General features: G+C 39.1%; 15 protein-coding genes. 6 read left to right on the top strand and 9 right to left on the bottom strand.

Annotated elements, in window-relative coordinates:
• Positions 1 to 65: 65 nt before the first annotated feature.
• Positions 66 to 2,105, bottom strand: a complete 2,040-nt coding sequence (gene metG / locus ACYIAR_RS08850) for a methionine--tRNA ligase (protein ID WP_480328929.1) — start codon at positions 2,103 to 2,105, stop codon at positions 66 to 68.
• Between the two features lie 146 nt (positions 2,106 to 2,251).
• On the opposite strand from metG, the gene ACYIAR_RS08855 reads away from it, so the two are divergent.
• Positions 2,252 to 2,959 carry a DNA alkylation repair protein gene (locus ACYIAR_RS08855; RefSeq protein ID WP_480328931.1) on the top strand — a complete coding sequence of 236 codons (708 nt, stop codon included), beginning with the start codon at positions 2,252 to 2,254 and terminating at the stop codon, positions 2,957 to 2,959.
• A gap of 439 nt (positions 2,960 to 3,398) precedes the next feature.
• On the opposite strand, the gene ACYIAR_RS08860 is transcribed toward ACYIAR_RS08855, so the two are convergent.
• Genes ACYIAR_RS08860 through ACYIAR_RS08870 form a run of 3 tightly spaced genes read right to left on the bottom strand, consistent with a single transcriptional unit; the run spans position 3,399 to position 7,202 of the window.
• Positions 3,399 to 4,658 (bottom strand): murein hydrolase activator EnvC family protein, encoded by a 1,260-nt coding sequence (locus ACYIAR_RS08860; RefSeq protein ID WP_480328933.1) that lies wholly within the window; start codon positions 4,656 to 4,658, stop codon positions 3,399 to 3,401.
• 16 nt (positions 4,659 to 4,674) lie between these two features.
• On the bottom strand, positions 4,675 to 5,508 hold the full coding sequence (lolB1, locus tag ACYIAR_RS08865; RefSeq protein ID WP_480328935.1) for a lipoprotein insertase outer membrane protein LolB1: 834 nt from the start codon (positions 5,506 to 5,508) through the stop codon (positions 4,675 to 4,677).
• 2 nt (positions 5,509 to 5,510) lie between these two features.
• A complete protein-coding gene (locus tag ACYIAR_RS08870; RefSeq protein WP_480328937.1) occupies positions 5,511 to 7,202 on the bottom strand; it encodes a tetratricopeptide repeat protein in 1,692 nt (563 codons plus the stop codon).
• 421 nt (positions 7,203 to 7,623) lie between these two features.
• Between ACYIAR_RS08870 and ACYIAR_RS08875 the strand changes: the two genes are divergently transcribed.
• From ACYIAR_RS08875 to ACYIAR_RS08895, 5 genes are all read left to right on the top strand, one after another.
• Positions 7,624 to 8,187, top strand: coding sequence for a DUF4251 domain-containing protein (locus ACYIAR_RS08875; protein ID WP_480328939.1), 564 nt, complete (start codon positions 7,624 to 7,626; stop codon positions 8,185 to 8,187).
• 128 nt (positions 8,188 to 8,315) lie between these two features.
• On the top strand, positions 8,316 to 8,957 hold the full coding sequence (locus ACYIAR_RS08880) for a DUF4136 domain-containing protein (RefSeq protein ID WP_480328941.1): 642 nt from the start codon (positions 8,316 to 8,318) through the stop codon (positions 8,955 to 8,957).
• Between the two features lie 108 nt (positions 8,958 to 9,065).
• Entirely contained in the window at positions 9,066 to 9,707 is a 642-nt protein-coding gene (locus ACYIAR_RS08885; protein ID WP_480328943.1) for an outer membrane beta-barrel protein, read from the top strand.
• A gap of 126 nt (positions 9,708 to 9,833) precedes the next feature.
• Positions 9,834 to 10,868, top strand: coding sequence for a sensor histidine kinase (locus ACYIAR_RS08890; RefSeq protein WP_480328945.1), 1,035 nt, complete (start codon positions 9,834 to 9,836; stop codon positions 10,866 to 10,868).
• Between the two features lie 115 nt (positions 10,869 to 10,983).
• Complete coding sequence (locus tag ACYIAR_RS08895; RefSeq protein WP_480328947.1) at positions 10,984 to 11,763, top strand: LytR/AlgR family response regulator transcription factor; 780 nt, start codon at positions 10,984 to 10,986, stop codon at positions 11,761 to 11,763.
• Positions 11,764 to 11,849: 86 nt separating this feature from the next.
• Here the strand turns inward: ACYIAR_RS08895 and dut are convergent, their stop codons facing one another.
• The 5 genes from dut to ACYIAR_RS08920 all read right to left on the bottom strand — a co-directional run bounded on the left by dut (position 11,850) and on the right by ACYIAR_RS08920 (position 15,941).
• Positions 11,850 to 12,284, bottom strand: a complete 435-nt coding sequence (gene dut, locus ACYIAR_RS08900; RefSeq protein ID WP_480328949.1) for a dUTP diphosphatase — start codon at positions 12,282 to 12,284, stop codon at positions 11,850 to 11,852.
• A gap of 20 nt (positions 12,285 to 12,304) precedes the next feature.
• The gene (locus ACYIAR_RS08905) at positions 12,305 to 14,152 is read right to left on the bottom strand and encodes a 4-hydroxy-3-methylbut-2-en-1-yl diphosphate synthase (RefSeq protein WP_480333605.1); all 1,848 of its coding nucleotides are present in this window, start codon (positions 14,150 to 14,152) and stop codon (positions 12,305 to 12,307) included.
• Between the two features lie 149 nt (positions 14,153 to 14,301).
• The gene (purE, locus tag ACYIAR_RS08910; RefSeq protein WP_480328951.1) at positions 14,302 to 14,808 is read right to left on the bottom strand and encodes a 5-(carboxyamino)imidazole ribonucleotide mutase; all 507 of its coding nucleotides are present in this window, start codon (positions 14,806 to 14,808) and stop codon (positions 14,302 to 14,304) included.
• Between the two features lie 115 nt (positions 14,809 to 14,923).
• The gene (gene gcvH / locus ACYIAR_RS08915; RefSeq protein WP_480328953.1) at positions 14,924 to 15,304 is read right to left on the bottom strand and encodes a glycine cleavage system protein GcvH; all 381 of its coding nucleotides are present in this window, start codon (positions 15,302 to 15,304) and stop codon (positions 14,924 to 14,926) included.
• A gap of 13 nt (positions 15,305 to 15,317) precedes the next feature.
• A complete protein-coding gene (locus tag ACYIAR_RS08920; RefSeq protein ID WP_480328955.1) occupies positions 15,318 to 15,941 on the bottom strand; it encodes a hypothetical protein in 624 nt (207 codons plus the stop codon).
• Positions 15,942 to 16,926 lie beyond the last annotated feature (985 nt).

A 16,926-nucleotide genomic window follows, 5' to 3' on the forward strand; every position in this document is an offset into this window, starting at 1 on the left:
TTTTGAAAACTTTCTTCCTAAACTTTTTAACTCCTTAATATCCTTCTTGCTTGAGTGATTATATATTATTTCACTTCACTACCCGGTTTAACTTCTTTTTCCGGAGTGATAACAGCAAGTTTACCATCAAAGTTTTCTGCTGAAAGAATCATACCTTCAGATACAATACCTTTCAACTTACGAGGCGCAAGGTTGGCAATGAAACAAACCTGTTTACCAACCAATTCTTCCGGTTTATAATGCTGGGCAATACCTGAAACGATTGTACGTTTTTCCAATCCGTCGTCAATGCGGAACTGCAACAATTTATCTGCCTTCGGAACTTTTGTACATTCCAAAACTGTTCCCACACGGATATCCAATTTCATGAAATCATCAAACTCAATGTTTTCACGAATTGGCTTTGCTTTATAGTTTGCTTCTTCGTTTGCTTTCTTAGTGTCGAGCAATTTCTGAACCTGAGCTTCGATTACGCTATCTTCAATCTTTTCAAACAAAAGTTCAGCTTTTCCCAACTGATGTCCGGCTGGAAGCAAGTCTGTTGAACCAAGTCTGTCCCAACCAAGAGGCTCAACATTAAGCATCTTGTTCAATTTCTCCATGCTGAAAGGCAAGAACGGTTCAAATGCAATAGCGAGATTTGCTGTAATCTGCAATGCAATATTCATGATAGTTGCCACACGAGCCATATCTGTCTTGGCAAGCTTCCAAGGTTCTGTATCTGCAAGATATTTGTTACCGATACGCGCAAGGTTCATAGCTTCCTTCTGTGCGTCACGGAAGTGATATGTATCAAGTAAACGCTCAACATTAGCCTTAACATCTTCGAAATCTTTCAAAGTCTGACGGTCGTAGTCAGTAAGTTCGCCAACTTCAGGAACTTTACCTTCGAAATATTTACCTGTCAACACCAATGCACGGTTTACAAAGTTACCAAGGATAGCAACAAGTTCGTTGTTGTTGCGAGCCTGGAAGTCTTTCCATGTAAAGTCATTATCTTTTGTTTCAGGAGCATTTGCTGTAAGAACATAACGCAAAACATCCTGCTTGCCCGGCATATCAACAAGATATTCATTCAACCACACAGCCCAGTTGCGTGAAGTTGAAATCTTGTCTCCTTCAAGGTTAAGGAATTCGTTTGCCGGAACATTTTCCGGAAGATTATATGAGCCTTCAGCCTTAAGCATTGAAGGGAACACAATACAGTGGAACACAATATTATCTTTACCGATGAAGTGAACCATCTTAGTTTCCGGGTCTTTCCACCATTTTTCCCAGCTGTCTGGCAAAAGCTCTTTTGTATTTGATATATAACCGATAGGAGCATCAAACCATACATAAAGCACTTTACCTTCTGCGCCTTCTACCGGAACAGGAATACCCCAATCCAAGTCACGGCTCACCGCACGTGGCTGCAATCCCATATCCAGCCAGCTCTTGCACTGACCGTAAACATTAGGCTTCCATTCCTTATGATTTTCAAGAATCCATTCACGCAAGAACGGTTCCCATTTATCCAAAGGCAAATACCAGTGTTTTGTTTCTTTCATCACCGGTTTGCTTCCGCTGATAGCAGATTTAGGATTTACAAGTTCAGTAGGGCTCAAAGATGTACCGCAAGCTTCACACTGGTCACCATAAGCCTTTTCGTTTCCGCAATGAGGGCAAGTACCAGTGATATAACGGTCTGCAAGGAACTGTTTTGCTTCTTCGTCATAATACTGTTCGCTTGTTTTCTCAATGAATTCTCCCTTGTCATACAATGTGCGGAAGAAATCAGAAGCCATCTGGCGGTGAGTTTCAGAAGTCGTACGGGAATAGATATCGAAAGAGATACCGAATTCCTCAAAAGACTTTTTGATTATATTGTGATAACGGTCAACTACGTCCTGCGGAGTGATGCCTTCCTTCTTTGCACGCAAAGTGATAGGCACACCGTGTTCATCCGAACCGCCAATCATCAACACTTCCTCTCCTTTCAAACGGAGATAACGGGCATAAATATCGGCGGGCACATAAACACCTGCCAAGTGACCGATATGAACCGGTCCGTTAGCATACGGCAAAGCCGTAGTTATCAATGTTCTCTTAAATTGTTTTTCCATGTGTTATGTTATCTATTTAGTTTACAAAGGTAAGGATTTTCCAGTAAAACGCCGCAGTGTTTTTCCGAAAACACTACGATGTTTTTTTCAAAATGTCAAGTATTTTTGCAAAAATGTCAAATATGTATTTTCAAACACGGAATAGTATGGAATATTCGGCTAAGCAAATTGAAAATGAGCTTAAGGAACTGGGCTCTGATGATAAAGCAAAACATTTGAGCAGATTCTTTAAAACCGGGAAAGGAGAATATGGCGAAGGCGACAAATTCCTGGGAATAACGGTTCCGCAAACTCGAAACATAGCCAAGAAATATATCGGACTGGATTTTGATGGAATATCAGAATTAATCAATAGCGAATGGCACGAAGTCAGGCTATGCGGCTTGATGATTCTGGTTTTACGTTTCAAGAAGAAATCTACAACAGACAATGAGAGAGATGAGATTTACAGTTTTTATCTGAAACATACGAAATGTTGCAACAACTGGGATTTGGTGGATTTGAGTTGTCCGTATATAATCGGCTCATATATTCTGAACCGCGACAGAAGCATTCTTTATCATCTATCCGAAAGCGACAATCTTTGGGAACAACGTATTTCCATTGTTTCAACGTTAACCCTTGTACGTAACGATTCATTCAATGAAGCACTGGATTTATCATTGCGACTTATGAATCATAAGCACGACCTAATACACAAAGCTATCGGATGGGTGTTGAGAGAAGTGGGCAAAAGAGACAGGAAAACCCTTACAGACTTTCTGAACATTCACCGCAAGAATATGCACCGTACAACGCTGAGATATGCCATTGAACATTATAGTCCGGAAGAAAGAAAAGCATTTATGGAATAGGGAACGAGGGAACGAGTTGACAAGGGAACAAGGCTACAGTTTTTTCCTTGTCAACTTAGGAATATTACAAAACTCAAACCAATATTCTAAAAAGTTACAGATTGAAACAATATAATAAGCAAAAGTTCAATATTAGTTTATATCGAAAGCTATATTTCTATCTGAATATTGGCTGAAGGCCTTTAATTTTACAGCGTAGGGCAACGCCCTACGTTTTTGACCGTCACATACTTAAGCGCCCTGGAAGGGCATAACTTCACTCAGTTCCGCCCCTTCAGGGCTTATTATAGGGTATACATATTGAAACACAGGGCGTTGCCCTGTGCTATATAATTTAAGGCCTTCAGCCAAAAAATACCCGTTGTTATCTGAAACTTATTAATAAATTTCTAATTGTAAGTTTTCTAAATTCAATATTTAGTTTTGCAACACCATCCAACTACAACAACCAATGTGAAGGATTAAGCTTCACTTTCTCCTTCCATATCTGGAAGTGCAGGATTGTAGCATTGCCATCCTCCGTATCAACAAATATCTTTCCTAGAGATTGTTTGGTGGTAACTTTATCGCCAGCCTTGACATAAACCTGGCTCAAATTACTATAAACAGTCAGATAATTACCATGACGAACAATTATAGAATTGTTATATCCCGGAACAACAAACACACGTGTCACTTCCCCGTTAAACACAGCCCTAGCATCAGCTCCCGGAGTTGTCTGTATATCAATTCCGCTATTGTTGGTACGCACATATTTCAAATCCTGATGCTGCTGTTCGCCAAATGTAGCCACAACTGTATATCGTCCGGTAACGGGATAAGGCAAACGACCTTTGTTGGACGCAAAACTTCCGGACAATTGGCGCTCTTCTTTTGTCATCGCATAGCCGCCTTTACTTTCGGCAACTCTTTCTTCAGATGCAGAAGTCTGGTTTCCCTGTTTCTTTCTGCGCGCGCGTTCTTCTGCTTCAGCCTTAGCTATTTCCTCAGCTATCTGCTTTTCAATCTGACGGTTCAAAGCCTCAGCCTGTTGGCGTTTCTTACGCAACTGAGCCTGCAAGTCTTTTTTCTTTTTATTGAGGGCGTTTACTTCGTCCTTCTGATTTTTTTCTTCTATCTGTAATTTCTGGTTTTCCTGTTCGCGATTAGCAAGCAAGGTCTGCTTTTCCGAAACAGTTTTCTGAAGCGAAGCTTTTTCTCCTTCAATCTTTTCCTGCTGTTCAACTATTGCGCTAGCCTGCATTTTCTGCCAATCTGCATATTCTTTCAAATAACGCATACGGCGATAGGATTGGGCGAAATCTTCCGCAGAAAGAATAAACAGCAGTTTATCCAGCGAACCTTTACGTCTGTACATATTCTGAACCGACTTGCCATAGTTTTTCTTTCTATCATCAAGTTCCTTTTCAAGACGCTCAATTTCTTTTCCTTTCTCTGCTATCTGGGTATTGATTGCCGAAACCTCCTGACCAAGCAGACTTATCACTTTCTTTCTGGACAATATTTGCTGCGAAAGCAGATTAAGCCTGTTCAACGAGTTTTTTGCAGATGTACTTGTTTCTTTCAACAACTGGTTTGTCATCTCTATTTCTTCAAGCGCTTTTTTCCTTTCATTCTCAAGCTGACGCACTCTTTCCGAGCGCTGTCCGAATGCAGGGCACGCCAAAACAAAACAAAGAATCAACCAACTATATTTCATATCCAAAAACATTACATCAAAACTTCAACATCTTCAGCAACTGCTCCGCAGTAACCCTTTCATATTTGGAAGGTACAGATGTATTAATTTTTAAATCCTTATCAATTTGTATACGTGAATAAGAGAGAGACAAACCTCCCACATTTCTACCGTCAACCACGACTCCTACATTTCCGTTCATCGGGAAAAGTTTATTTCCCTGAACCTGGAAATCCGAATAGTCCCAAGTCAACACAAACTTGTCGCTCGCATCTGATATTCGTGATGAAAGCAGTTTGTTTTCTTTATCAACATTAAAACAATATCTTATATCAGCTCTGTCCTCAGCCACAAATTCAACAGTCTGAGTGTTCTTTTTCATCAGAAAACGGTTATACTGCTTTGGACCGAAAGTTTTCTCTCCGGGAACAAAAATACTGTTTATGAACAATGCCTGTAAATTATAGAAATCAAAATCGACAGTCCACTGTTTCTTCATAGCTGAATAATTCTCAGCCAAATATCTTTTTCCCATTCTGTCGATAAGTCTGATACTGTCTGTTGTCAGTTCAAGTCTGAATACTTCAATACCAAGAAATGGTTGCACAGACAATTGTATCAAACTGTCTTTTATCATCTTCAAATCAACTCTTGAGCTGACTTCCTTATCAGGCATTATCACATCAGCACGCAAGCGTGCCGACATTGTACGGAAATCTAAAGATTGCTCCTGAACTGCTGTCAGAATTTCCTTCTGCTCCTTGAACTGCTTTGAATCTTCGCCGCCAACACCTTTTGAAGAACGACAGCCGGAAAATATCAAAGCAAAACAAATACCGACCAATAAAATATTTAAACGGAATCTGTTCATAATTATTCTTTTTCCTCAATATACTTTTCTTCCTTTATTTTCTTGTCTAGAGTCTTTGACTCTTTACCCATTGAGCGAGCCTTTTTCCACTGTTCAACGGCTTTGTCCTTATCTCCGTTCATGAACAGGATATCACCATAATGGTCAACCAACTCAGCACTGTTTGTCGTATCTTTTGATATGGCACTCTCGATATAAATCTTTGCCAGTTTATAATTTCCCTGAGTAAAGAAAATCCAGGCATAAGTATCAAGATATGTAGCATTGTCCGGTTCCAGTTTTATACACTGCGCACTCATTCGTTCCGCACGTTTCAAATCCTTCTTTTCAAGAGTAAGGAAATAACTGTAGTTATTCAGAACAACCACATTCTTGTCGTTATATTTCAAAGCCTCGTCATACGCCTTATATGCTTCAGGCATATTGTTCATCTGATAATGCAAATCTCCTATCTGTCCGTAGAAATCAGACATAAGTCTTCCGTTTTCCTTCGGAATCACACCCAGTCCTTTACGATAGACATCCAATGCTTCTTCATATTTTTCCTGCTGGAAATAACCAATTCCCAAGTAGAAATAATATTCCGGAGATTCAGGGAACAGTTCGATACATTTATTACAAACACGGACAACCTCGTCTATATCTTCAGTACGCAATGCCATATTCAGCAACTGCTGCCATGCGCTCTGATTCGTCGGTTCCATTTCAGTAACAAGGCTGAACTGGAATTTAGCCTCATCATTCTTTTTCTGAAGCATAAGCAAACTGCCGTACATCAGTTTGAGATTTGTATCCTGAGGATGCTGTTCCAAAAGTGTAAGGAATAAAGTATTAGCCTGCTCAATATCCTGTTTTGTCTGTTGCAGACGTTGGATATATCTGGACAATATTCCGACTTTAGTTTCAACATCAAGTCCTTTGCTCACCAAAGCATTACGCACCTCCTTCTCTGCAGCTTCCTTATTACCGGTTGCCTCATAATAATTCGCCATAGATACTATGTAACGCGAATCTGAAGGATTAATCTCGTGAGCCTTGGTATAAGCTTTCAATGCTTCATCAAAATTGTCCTTTTCCAAATACAAGTCACCGAGCAAAAGCTGGTATCTTGATTCGGCAGGATATTTATCCGCCAGCTTCTGTATTTCAGCAAAAGCCTTATCTTCTTCCTCAAGAGAAGAATACAATTTATATTTCTGCAATGACAAAGCTTCATTCATTCCCATAATGCTTTCCAAAGCATCATATGCTTCGATTGCTTTTGCCAGCTCGCCATCCTGAGCCAAAGCCTCAGCCAGATAATAACGCAACTCGGCTTTGTCTGGATACCTTTCCACCAAAGCCTCATATTCGGCTGCCGCATCGGCGAACATTCCCAGATTTCCGGAAACATTGGCTAGAGCCATTCTATAAGTCATATTATCGGAATCACTATCCACTGCCTTACGTAACATTTCAACTGCCTTGTCTGCCTTGTTCATCTGAACATAAAACAAAGAAAGCTCATACATCACCGGGGCAGCAGTTGAGTCGAGCGACAAACAATAGGAGAACATGTCATACGCAGCGTCATACTTTCCTGCCTGTTTCAACTTCAATCCCTCGTAATAAAAGTAGTCAAATTTCCTGTTGTTTGAAGCCAGCACGGACAATGAAACCAGGAAAAGAGAGATTGTTATTATTTTTCTAAACATATTATCTGTATTTTAAATCACTGAAGTTCGCGATTTACCCAACATTAAGGTCAGACAGTCCGCAGATACACATCATAGAATAAAAAACTTTGTCAAATTGTTTTCTGCCAGCTTCAATGTTGAGCATTTAGCCAATCGCAAAAGTAAGATTTCTTTTTTAATACACAAAAGAAACTAAGTCCTCAATATTTATACAACTACAACTCACACATTAACAGCACAAAAAGCTGTTAAAAGAAGTATGTATATTATAAATTTCTTACAACCTTTTTCCTTGATTATTTCCAAAATAAAAATATAAATTCCAACTTTCAAACCTGCCATATTACAATTCATCCATGATATTTAGCAATTCGTCTAGTTTCTTATTAACAACAAATTAAATAACACTATATTCGTTTGAACTAAAAAATGAAGGCTTATGAAAAGATTGTTAATTATGTTGATAGCAATTATTGCTAATGTAGGGTTGACACAAGCTCAAACAACAGACAAGGAAGAAAGAGCAAGATTACGTCAAGAACGTAAAGCCGAACAGGAAATATTGGATTCTTTACTTTTTGAACAATCCAAACAGTCTATAGAAAACAAAAAATTCGTTTTGGAAGCAGACAGAGTTATGTTCAAATATGGAACAACTGCCTATGTTACATCAAACACAAACTTTGTCATGGTGAACGAAGACAAGGCAACTGTACAGATTGCATTCAATGTTCCTGTTAGTGGACCAAACGGTATTGGTGGTATAACTGTTGACGGACTTATGTCGGACTTCAGTATGAAAGAAGACAAGAAAGGAAATCTTTCTGTCGAATTCAATGTTTCCGGTGTCGGTATATCAGCTCGGATTACTATAAGTCTGCCGAAAGGAAGCAGTACAGCTACAGTAAATGTCTTGCCAACATTCAATTCAAACCGGCTCACATTGTCCGGTCATATATTGCCTCTTGAGCAAAGTACAGTTTTCAAAGGCAGAGCATTATAATCAAGTCTGAAGATTTTCGGCTCGGCTTACAGTAAACAAGTTGACAAGGTTTTTAAACACAAATACTCCTTGTCAACTTGTATCAGAAGCCTTGTCAACTATTAAAATAATAATTAAATACTATGACAATGAATATTAAAAATCTAACAGCACTATTACTCGTATTATTTTCTATAACAGCTTGCGAGAAAAACCCGGATATGAGTGAAATGGACGGAGATTTTACCGTTTACACTCAATACGACCCGGATTTCAAGTTTTCAGAAGCTTCAACCTTCTATCTGGCAGACAGCATACTGGTTGCCGGTCAAGGATTGAAAAATGAATATTGGAAAAATGAAAATGCGCAGGAACTTATTTCCCAAGTTGAAAGTGAAATGGAACAGCGAGGTTATACTCGTTGTATGGAAAAGGATTCTGCAAATGTAGGTATTCAGATGACTTATATTGAAAACGATGTCAATATGACAACATTCGTCGGCAGTTACTGGGACGGATGGTGGAATCCCGGATATTGGGGACCATATTGGGGCGGTGGATGGTATATGTCGTATCCTGTTTCATACCAATATACAACAGGTGCTATAGTAATGGAGATGGTGAACTTGAGTAACGTTGACAAAACAAAAGCCTCAAGTACTAACCGTTTGCCTATTGTATGGCATGCCAACAGCGAAGGTATGCTTTCCTATAATTCACGGGTAAATATGGCATTGATTCAACGAGCAATTGAACAGTCTTTCAGACAATCACCGTATATCAGTAAATAAAGGGGACAAGTGAACAAGGTTTCAGATACAAGGCGTATTTGTATATTTTCTTGTCAACTTGTTACCTTGTCAACTAGTCAACTTCTAAAATAAAAAGGAGAATAAATTATGACAACATATAGAAAATACTTGAAAACAAGCATACTGGCTGCTTTATTCACAATCTTTTCCTTTTCAGGAAACAATGCCAGCGCACAACGTATTCCCGACGAACTTAATTTCAAGCTAGACTGGCAGCTTAATGCACCAATCGGCAGTGATTTCGTAAACGGAATGACTGGTTGGGGTATGAGTTTTGAAACAGCTTATGAAGTATATGGTCCATGGTCATTGGGTGCATTTGCAAGTTTTCACACCAATCATGGCTATGACGAAAGAAGAACTATCCAATTGTCTCCTACACAAACCCTGAACACAGACCAGCAACATTCTTCATTCCAGGTTCCTTTCGGAGCTTTGGTTAGTTATACATTGTTCGACAATGGATACGTAAAACCATATGTAACAGCAAAACTCGGTGCTATGTATCAGCAAAACACAACATATCTTAATCTGGTTGGATATTATGATCGTCCTTGGGGTTTTTATGTTTCTCCAGAAATCGGACTGACAATCCATCCTTTGAAATACAGCAGATTCGGATTCCACGTTGCTGCATACTACAACTATAGTACTAACAATAATGATTTGCTGGATTATAATGAAAATGGTATGAGCAATCTCGGTCTCCGACTTGGTGTTTGTTTTTAATACATAGAATTATACCGAAGTTTCGCAAAATGAATGCTCAAATCAAAAATTGATAAAACATCATATACGAGTTACACTTGCGAAACTTCCATCTACAGGCTAACTTTGCTAAAAAAAGGAAATATTATGAAGCAAAACAAGAACTGGATATTTTACGCAAGCCTTTTTTCCGGGTTAGCCTGTTTTTCATATTATTCCGTAGTATTCTTTGCGGGTATAGAGCCAAGGTATCAGCACAAATTATTTTCGCTGCTTCCTTTGTTTATGATTCTGCTGTCTTTCAATATAATCGGATTCCTTGCCGTATGGATAAGAAACAATGTGCGCTCATTCATGCATAATCCAATAAGACGCAAAAAGGAATCCATCATTGCCGGGGTTCTTGCCGCTATAGGACTTTTCATTATCAATTATCTTACCTTGTCAATCACCAAATTCATGTTAAATGCACCACATCCTTTCCATTTCAATGAAATCGGATGGATTGTATTGTTCTGGATATGGCTGATTGAAATTGTTGTTGTTACTCTGATAATGATGGTTTCATCATATAAACAGCTTGCAGAACTGCACGAAAAAACAGCACGGCTTGAAGAGAGTTCCATCAAGGCACGATATAGCGCGCTTCAAAGCCAGTTGAATCCTCATTTCCTTTTCAACAGTCTGAACACTCTGGTGGCAGAAATAGAATATAACCCTAAAAATGCAGTCCTCTTCACACAAAATCTTTCTGATGTTTACAGATATATACTGAAAAGCCAGCAGGAAGGGATTGTAACATGGCAACAGGAGCAGGAATTCCTTGATTCTTACTTATTTTTGCACCGTGTACGCCTTGGGGACTGCATACATCTTAACCGCCAATATCCCGAATCTCTGAATCATCGGAAAATACCGGCTCTCACTCTTCAGCTGCTTATTGAAAATGTAATAAAACACAATATTATACATATCGGCAAACCTATGGTTATAGACATGATTTATATTCAGGAAAAAGATATGGTTGCTATTCACAACAACATAAATCTGAAAAAGGATGTTATATCATTGGGTAATGGATTGAAAAACCTTTCGGAAAGATACATGATGATTAGCGGAAGAGATATTGAAATCGAAAAGGATTCAACTGATTTCACCGTAAATATTCCTATTCTGGATTAGGCTAAAAACAGGTCCGGACCCACGACGCCGTAGGACCGAACCCACGTCGAATTGGGGCCGTAAATAATTCACCGTAGGTTCGGACCTATTTTTTAACATTTTTACAATAAAGAATATGATAACAACAGCTATAATTGAAGATGAAATCCCGGCAGCACGATTATTAAAGAATATGTTGCAGGAATTGCGGCCGGACTGGGAAATAATATCACTTCCCGGCACTATTGAAGGCGCAGCAGAGTGGTATGCACAAAACCCGCATCCAGACTTGCTTTTCCTCGACATACAGTTGACTGACGGTCTTTCATTCTCTTTCATTGAGAAAGCTCAACCTAAAGGCATGATAATATTTACAACTGCATACGATGAATATGCAGTTCAGGCATTTACCGTCAACAGCATTGATTATCTGTTGAAACCGGTGAACAAATCCCGTCTGGAACAGGCACTGGAAAAATTCGAACGGTGGAAAAATCCGGGAAACAATAAAGAAAGGAATATTTCACTGGATATTCTGGAAGATATTTTCAGACAGGCTTCATCCAATTCAAAAAAATACCGAACACGTTTTCTGATAGAAAATGACAACCGTTCTTTCTCTCTTCAAGTAGATGAAATAGCCTATTTCTATAGCGAAAACAAACTTACTTTTGCAAAGACCTGGTCGGGAAAGGAATATATAATTGATTTTTCATTAGACAAGCTCGCCACACAGCTTGACCCTGACAGATTTTTCCGACTTAACCGCCAGGTGCTTGCATGTATTGATTCTATTGAAAAACTGGAAAACTATTTCCTCGGCAAGGTTGTAGTGCAGCTGAAACCTGCATTCAACGAGAAAATTATGGTGAGCAGAAATAAAGTTTCGGTCCTAAAAGATTGGTTGAATTATTGATAGAAACAAGTTAACAAGAAAACGAGTTGACAAGGTTCATAAACACCTTGTATCTGAAACCTTGTCAACTCATCAACTCTCATATATTACTTTTTCCCTGTATGCCCGAAACCACCTTCTCCACGTTCAGTTTCAGTCAACACTTCAACAGGTTCCCATTCCACTTGCTGATAAGAAGCAATTACCATCTGGCATATACGTTCTCCGTCATTAACCACAAAAGGCTCAGACGAAAGGTTTACCAATATTACACCTATTTCACCACGATAGTCAGCATCAATAGTGCCCGGTGTATTCAAAAGCGTAATACCATGCTTCAATGCCAAACCGCTTCTCGGACGCATCTGTGCCTCATAGCCTTCAGGCAAAGCAATATACAATCCCGTAGGTATAAGTTTTCTTTCCAACGGCTTTATTACAACCGGCTCCGACAAATTTGCACGAATATCCATTCCTGCAGATAGAGCTGTTGCATAAGCCGGCAACTGATGATGTGATTTGTTTATTATTTGTACTTTCATTTGATATTTGTTTTGACTCCTTACCTCCTATCCTTCTCAATCAACTCCAACAACCTCTCAACCGCTTCTTCCTCCGGAATATTCTTCAACACACAAGTCTTTCCCTTATAAAGACTTATTCTGTTTCGACCTGCGCCAACATATCCGTAATCAGCATCTGCCATTTCACCCGGACCGTTGACAATGCAACCCATAATTCCGATTTTCAGACCTACGAGATGAGATGTTGCTGCTTTAATTTTTGCGATTGTAGCCTGCAAATCATATAATGTTCTGCCGCAACTTGGACATGAAATATATTCTGTACGGCTGATACGTACTCTTGCAGCCTGCAGAATACCAAACATACAGCTTACCACCACAGAAGGTTTGACAGCCGGAGCCGACAACATTATGCCATCAGTGAAACCGCCCAAAAGTAATGCGCCCAAATCTGCAGATGATTTCAATTGCAACATTTCCACTTCCGAATCAGAATATTCTCTATGAATAATAACCGGCGCATTCACACCCTCGGACATCATATAATGCAACGCAGCCCTTTGCTCGCCCACACCATTCTTATGGCTTGTAGTCAAAATAACTACTATGTTTTTCTCTTCCTTCAGCACAGAAATCCATCCACTCTTAATATCGTTATACGAAAGAGCGACGAATTTCAATGGTGAAGCATTATTCTTCAATTCCTCAACTTTGTCAGCTGAGAAACAAGGATATATTTTTTCTGTTTCTCCGTTCCAGATATCAGAATCTACAATAATTCCGGATTTGGCATAAGCCGACCATTCAGCAGCCTTTTCAACCGATTCCACATAAAGGAAATCAGGTTTTTCACCACCGCCAATCGATAAATCTTCTGCCGTTTTATTTCTGACATCAACGATAACTGCAGACTTGTTTCTGCCACCAACGCACAGAACTTCGTCCGAAACTCTTTTGGCTGGACAAATCTCATCATATCCCGGAGCCATAACAGCCTCGATATGTTCGTGACCTTCACGCTCAAGAATATAATCTCTCAATTTACGTGCAACCGGCATTTCAGCTTCCGGAGCTTCGCTCAACGAAACACGTATCGTATCACCAATTCCATCAGCCAGAAGTGCGCCAATACCGACAGCACTTTTAATTCTTCCGTCCTCACCGTCACCGGCTTCCGTAACACCAAGATGCAACGGATACGACATTCCTTCCTTATCCATAGTGCAGACAAGAAGGCGGACTGTACGTACCATTACCACCGTGTTCGAAGCCTTTATAGATATAACAACGTCGTTGAAATTCTCTTCACGGCAAATTCTCAGAAATTCCATGCACGAAGCAACCATTCCTTCCGGCGTGTCACCATAACGGCTCATAATCCTGTCGGACAACGAACCATGGTTCACTCCCAAACGTATCGCAGTTCCGTTCTTACGGCAAATATCAAGAAACGGAACCAGACGCTCACGGATTTTCTGCAATTCCGCAGCATATTCCTCATCGGTATATTCCATAAGATTGAAAGTCTTGACCCTGTCAACATAATTACCGGGATTGATTCTGACTTTCTCCACATTCTCCGCAGCAACATCAGCCGCACGTGGATTGAAGTGAATATCTGCCACCAACGGAGTATGTAAGCCTTTCTCATTCAACAAACGGCGAATCTCACCCAAATTACGGGCTTCACGTTCGCCTTGAGCTGTAAAACGTACATATTCCGCTCCGGCGTCAATCATACGCTCTGCCTGAGCCACTGCAGCTTCTGTATCCATTGTAGATACATTTGCCATTGACTGTATACGAATAGGATTATCTCCTCCTAAAGGAGTATTTCCAATATGTACTTCGGACGATTTCCTACGGGAATAATTAAACATTGTTATTATCTGCTTTAAATTAAAGAAAAAAGTTGACAAGGCTACAGAAACAAGTTGACAAGGAAATAACTTTAAATATTAACCTTGTCAACTTGTTAACTTGTCAACTTGTTAACTTGTCAACTCGTCAACTTGTTCCCTCGTCAACTCCCTTATCAATTAGTCTTAAACTTAAACTCTACTTTCGCAAGATCCTCATTAGCCTTGACGATCTTCTTTTTCAAGTCTTCTTTATAAGCGGCAAGTTTCTGCTGCAAAGCCTCATCACCAACTGAAAGCATCTGAACAGCAAGAATACCGGCATTCAAAGCGCCATTGATACCGACTGTTGCCACAGGAATTCCCGGAGGCATCTGAACTATTGCCAGCAGAGCATCCATTCCGTCGAGTGTTGAATTGATTGGAACACCGATAACAGGAAGTGTTGTCATTGATGCAATTACGCCACACAAATGTGCAGCCATACCTGCAGCAGCAATAATTACTTTAATACCACGGTCTTTGGCTCCTTTGGCAAATGCCTCAACTTCGGCAGGAGTACGATGTGCCGAAAGCGCGTGCATTTCAAACGGAATTTCCATTTCATCAAGGAACTTAGCCGCTTTTTCCATAACAGGCAGATCTGATGTGCTGCCCATGATAATACTTACAACTGGTTTCATACATTCACTATTATAAAAGTTGACAAGGCTACAGAAAACAAGTTGACAAGGAAATAACTTTAACTATTAACCTTGTCAACTCGTCAACTTGTTAACTCGTCAACTATATTAACACTTATTTTGCAATCAAAGCCTGATAATCTTCAGAAGACAACAGTTCATCCAATTCAGCAGGATCATTAACTGTAATCTTAATCAACCAACCTTTTCCGTATGCATCTTCATTTACAAGCTCAGGAGCGTCTTCCAATTCTGCATTAACTTCAAGAACTTCTCCACTAACAGGCATGAACAAGTCAGAAACAGTCTTTACAGCTTCAATTGTTCCAAAAACTTCTTCTTTTGCTACTGTTTCGCCTTCTGTTGTGATATCAACATAAACAATTTCACCCAATTCGCTCTGAGCGTAATCTGTGATACCTACATAAGCTACATCGCCTTCTACACGGATCCATTCATGATCCTTTGTGTACTTCAATTCAACCGGAAAATTCATAATGTCTGTGTTTTTAAATGAAAAATAAGATAAAACTTAACAATGATGACAAAAAGACACAGGTAAAACCAAGCATAAAACCTGCATATACCTGCATCGGCGTATGTCGTTTTAATATTAATCTGGATGTACCGACCAGCCCCGAAACAACAAATGCAATCATTATCCCCACATAAGGATTTATCATCTGTATCTGGGCTGCTCCCAAAATTCCACCAACAAGTCCTCCCACGCCTATCATATGGGCGCTTATCTTCCAATAATGGTTTATAAGCATTGCTATCAACAGTGCTGCACATGCTCCGAACAGCTCAAGCAAAAACCATACCGGCATCCGCAATTTATAGAGCAAAAAGCCTGTGGCAAGCAATGATGTAGCAAATATTATATAAGGCAATGTCCTTTCTTTCCTGTTTGTCAAATCCAAATCTCCTGCCATTCCTGTTTTATACATTATCCATATAAACAGTGCAGGCACTATTGCCGTCATAACAAAAACTCCTCCAACGATCGACAATTTCATTCCCATCGGATAAATTGCCAGATATGTATAAGTCAAAGCCAGAATTACTCCATAAGTTACCATCAACAATGGATGAAACATTCCGGAAAGTACATTTGCTATAGTTCGCTTCATATTTCTTAAAAATACAACACTCTTGTCTTGTTTATAAATCAAGACACTCAGCGAAGATACAATATTGTTCTTTTATATCCCAATTATAAGGGCAAAAAGAGAATTTTGTAGGAATTTATTTTGGTTCTTCATATAGTCAAACGAATATTTCACAGAAATATCAGTATTCTATAAAATTAATGCTGAAAACATTAACCAAGTTTAGTCGATATATCATTTTGTCACTTTTACATTTTGTCAAACTAACCCATCTGAGATTGCGATATTTCGAGGTGTTTATCAGAAACTGCAGAACGATGGCACTCTCACGGAGTTAAGGAAATACAGATTGACGCAAAATCATTGCTTTTCCTGACAACAGAAAAATTCCATCCCAATCATTTGTTTTTCTACAAGCATTTTGTTTACACAAATAACTATATACTTGATAAATGACAATGTAAATCCGTTCATGATTTTTACTCTTCCTGAGTGAAAATTGCCATATTTAAGTGCAATTTATAGGATAACGGGACGGATTTTCCTACCCAAAAGCATTTGTTAAAAAAATGATTACTATAACTTCAGGCAATGATTGTGAAGAGTTGCTGACATCATTACAATGTTACATGTGCACCATCACAATAATTCCCCAAACACATTGTAATCATTTCCCGGAACGATGTTTATAAAGTCGTATTTTTCAATATTTTCATTATGTTTCTCGGGAATTGGCTGTTAGCCCAAAAGCTTGTTTGGTTAATTAATGGAAGCTGAATTTACAAAAAGGTAGCATTTTGTATATTTCAAGTTGAGTAACTTACGGGGCTTAAAATATCTCTATCATATTAAAAATATTTATTTGCAACTACTTGCCGTTTCTCAAAACAATATATATTTGTAAAAAGTAATTCATTATATAACTAACGTGAATTCGACGAATTAAAAATGCTAACAGATTTGTAGATTGGATTATTCCGGGGAAGAAGGACATAATATTAAGGCT

Source organism: Parabacteroides sp. KHUB-01 (assembly GCF_056640935.1).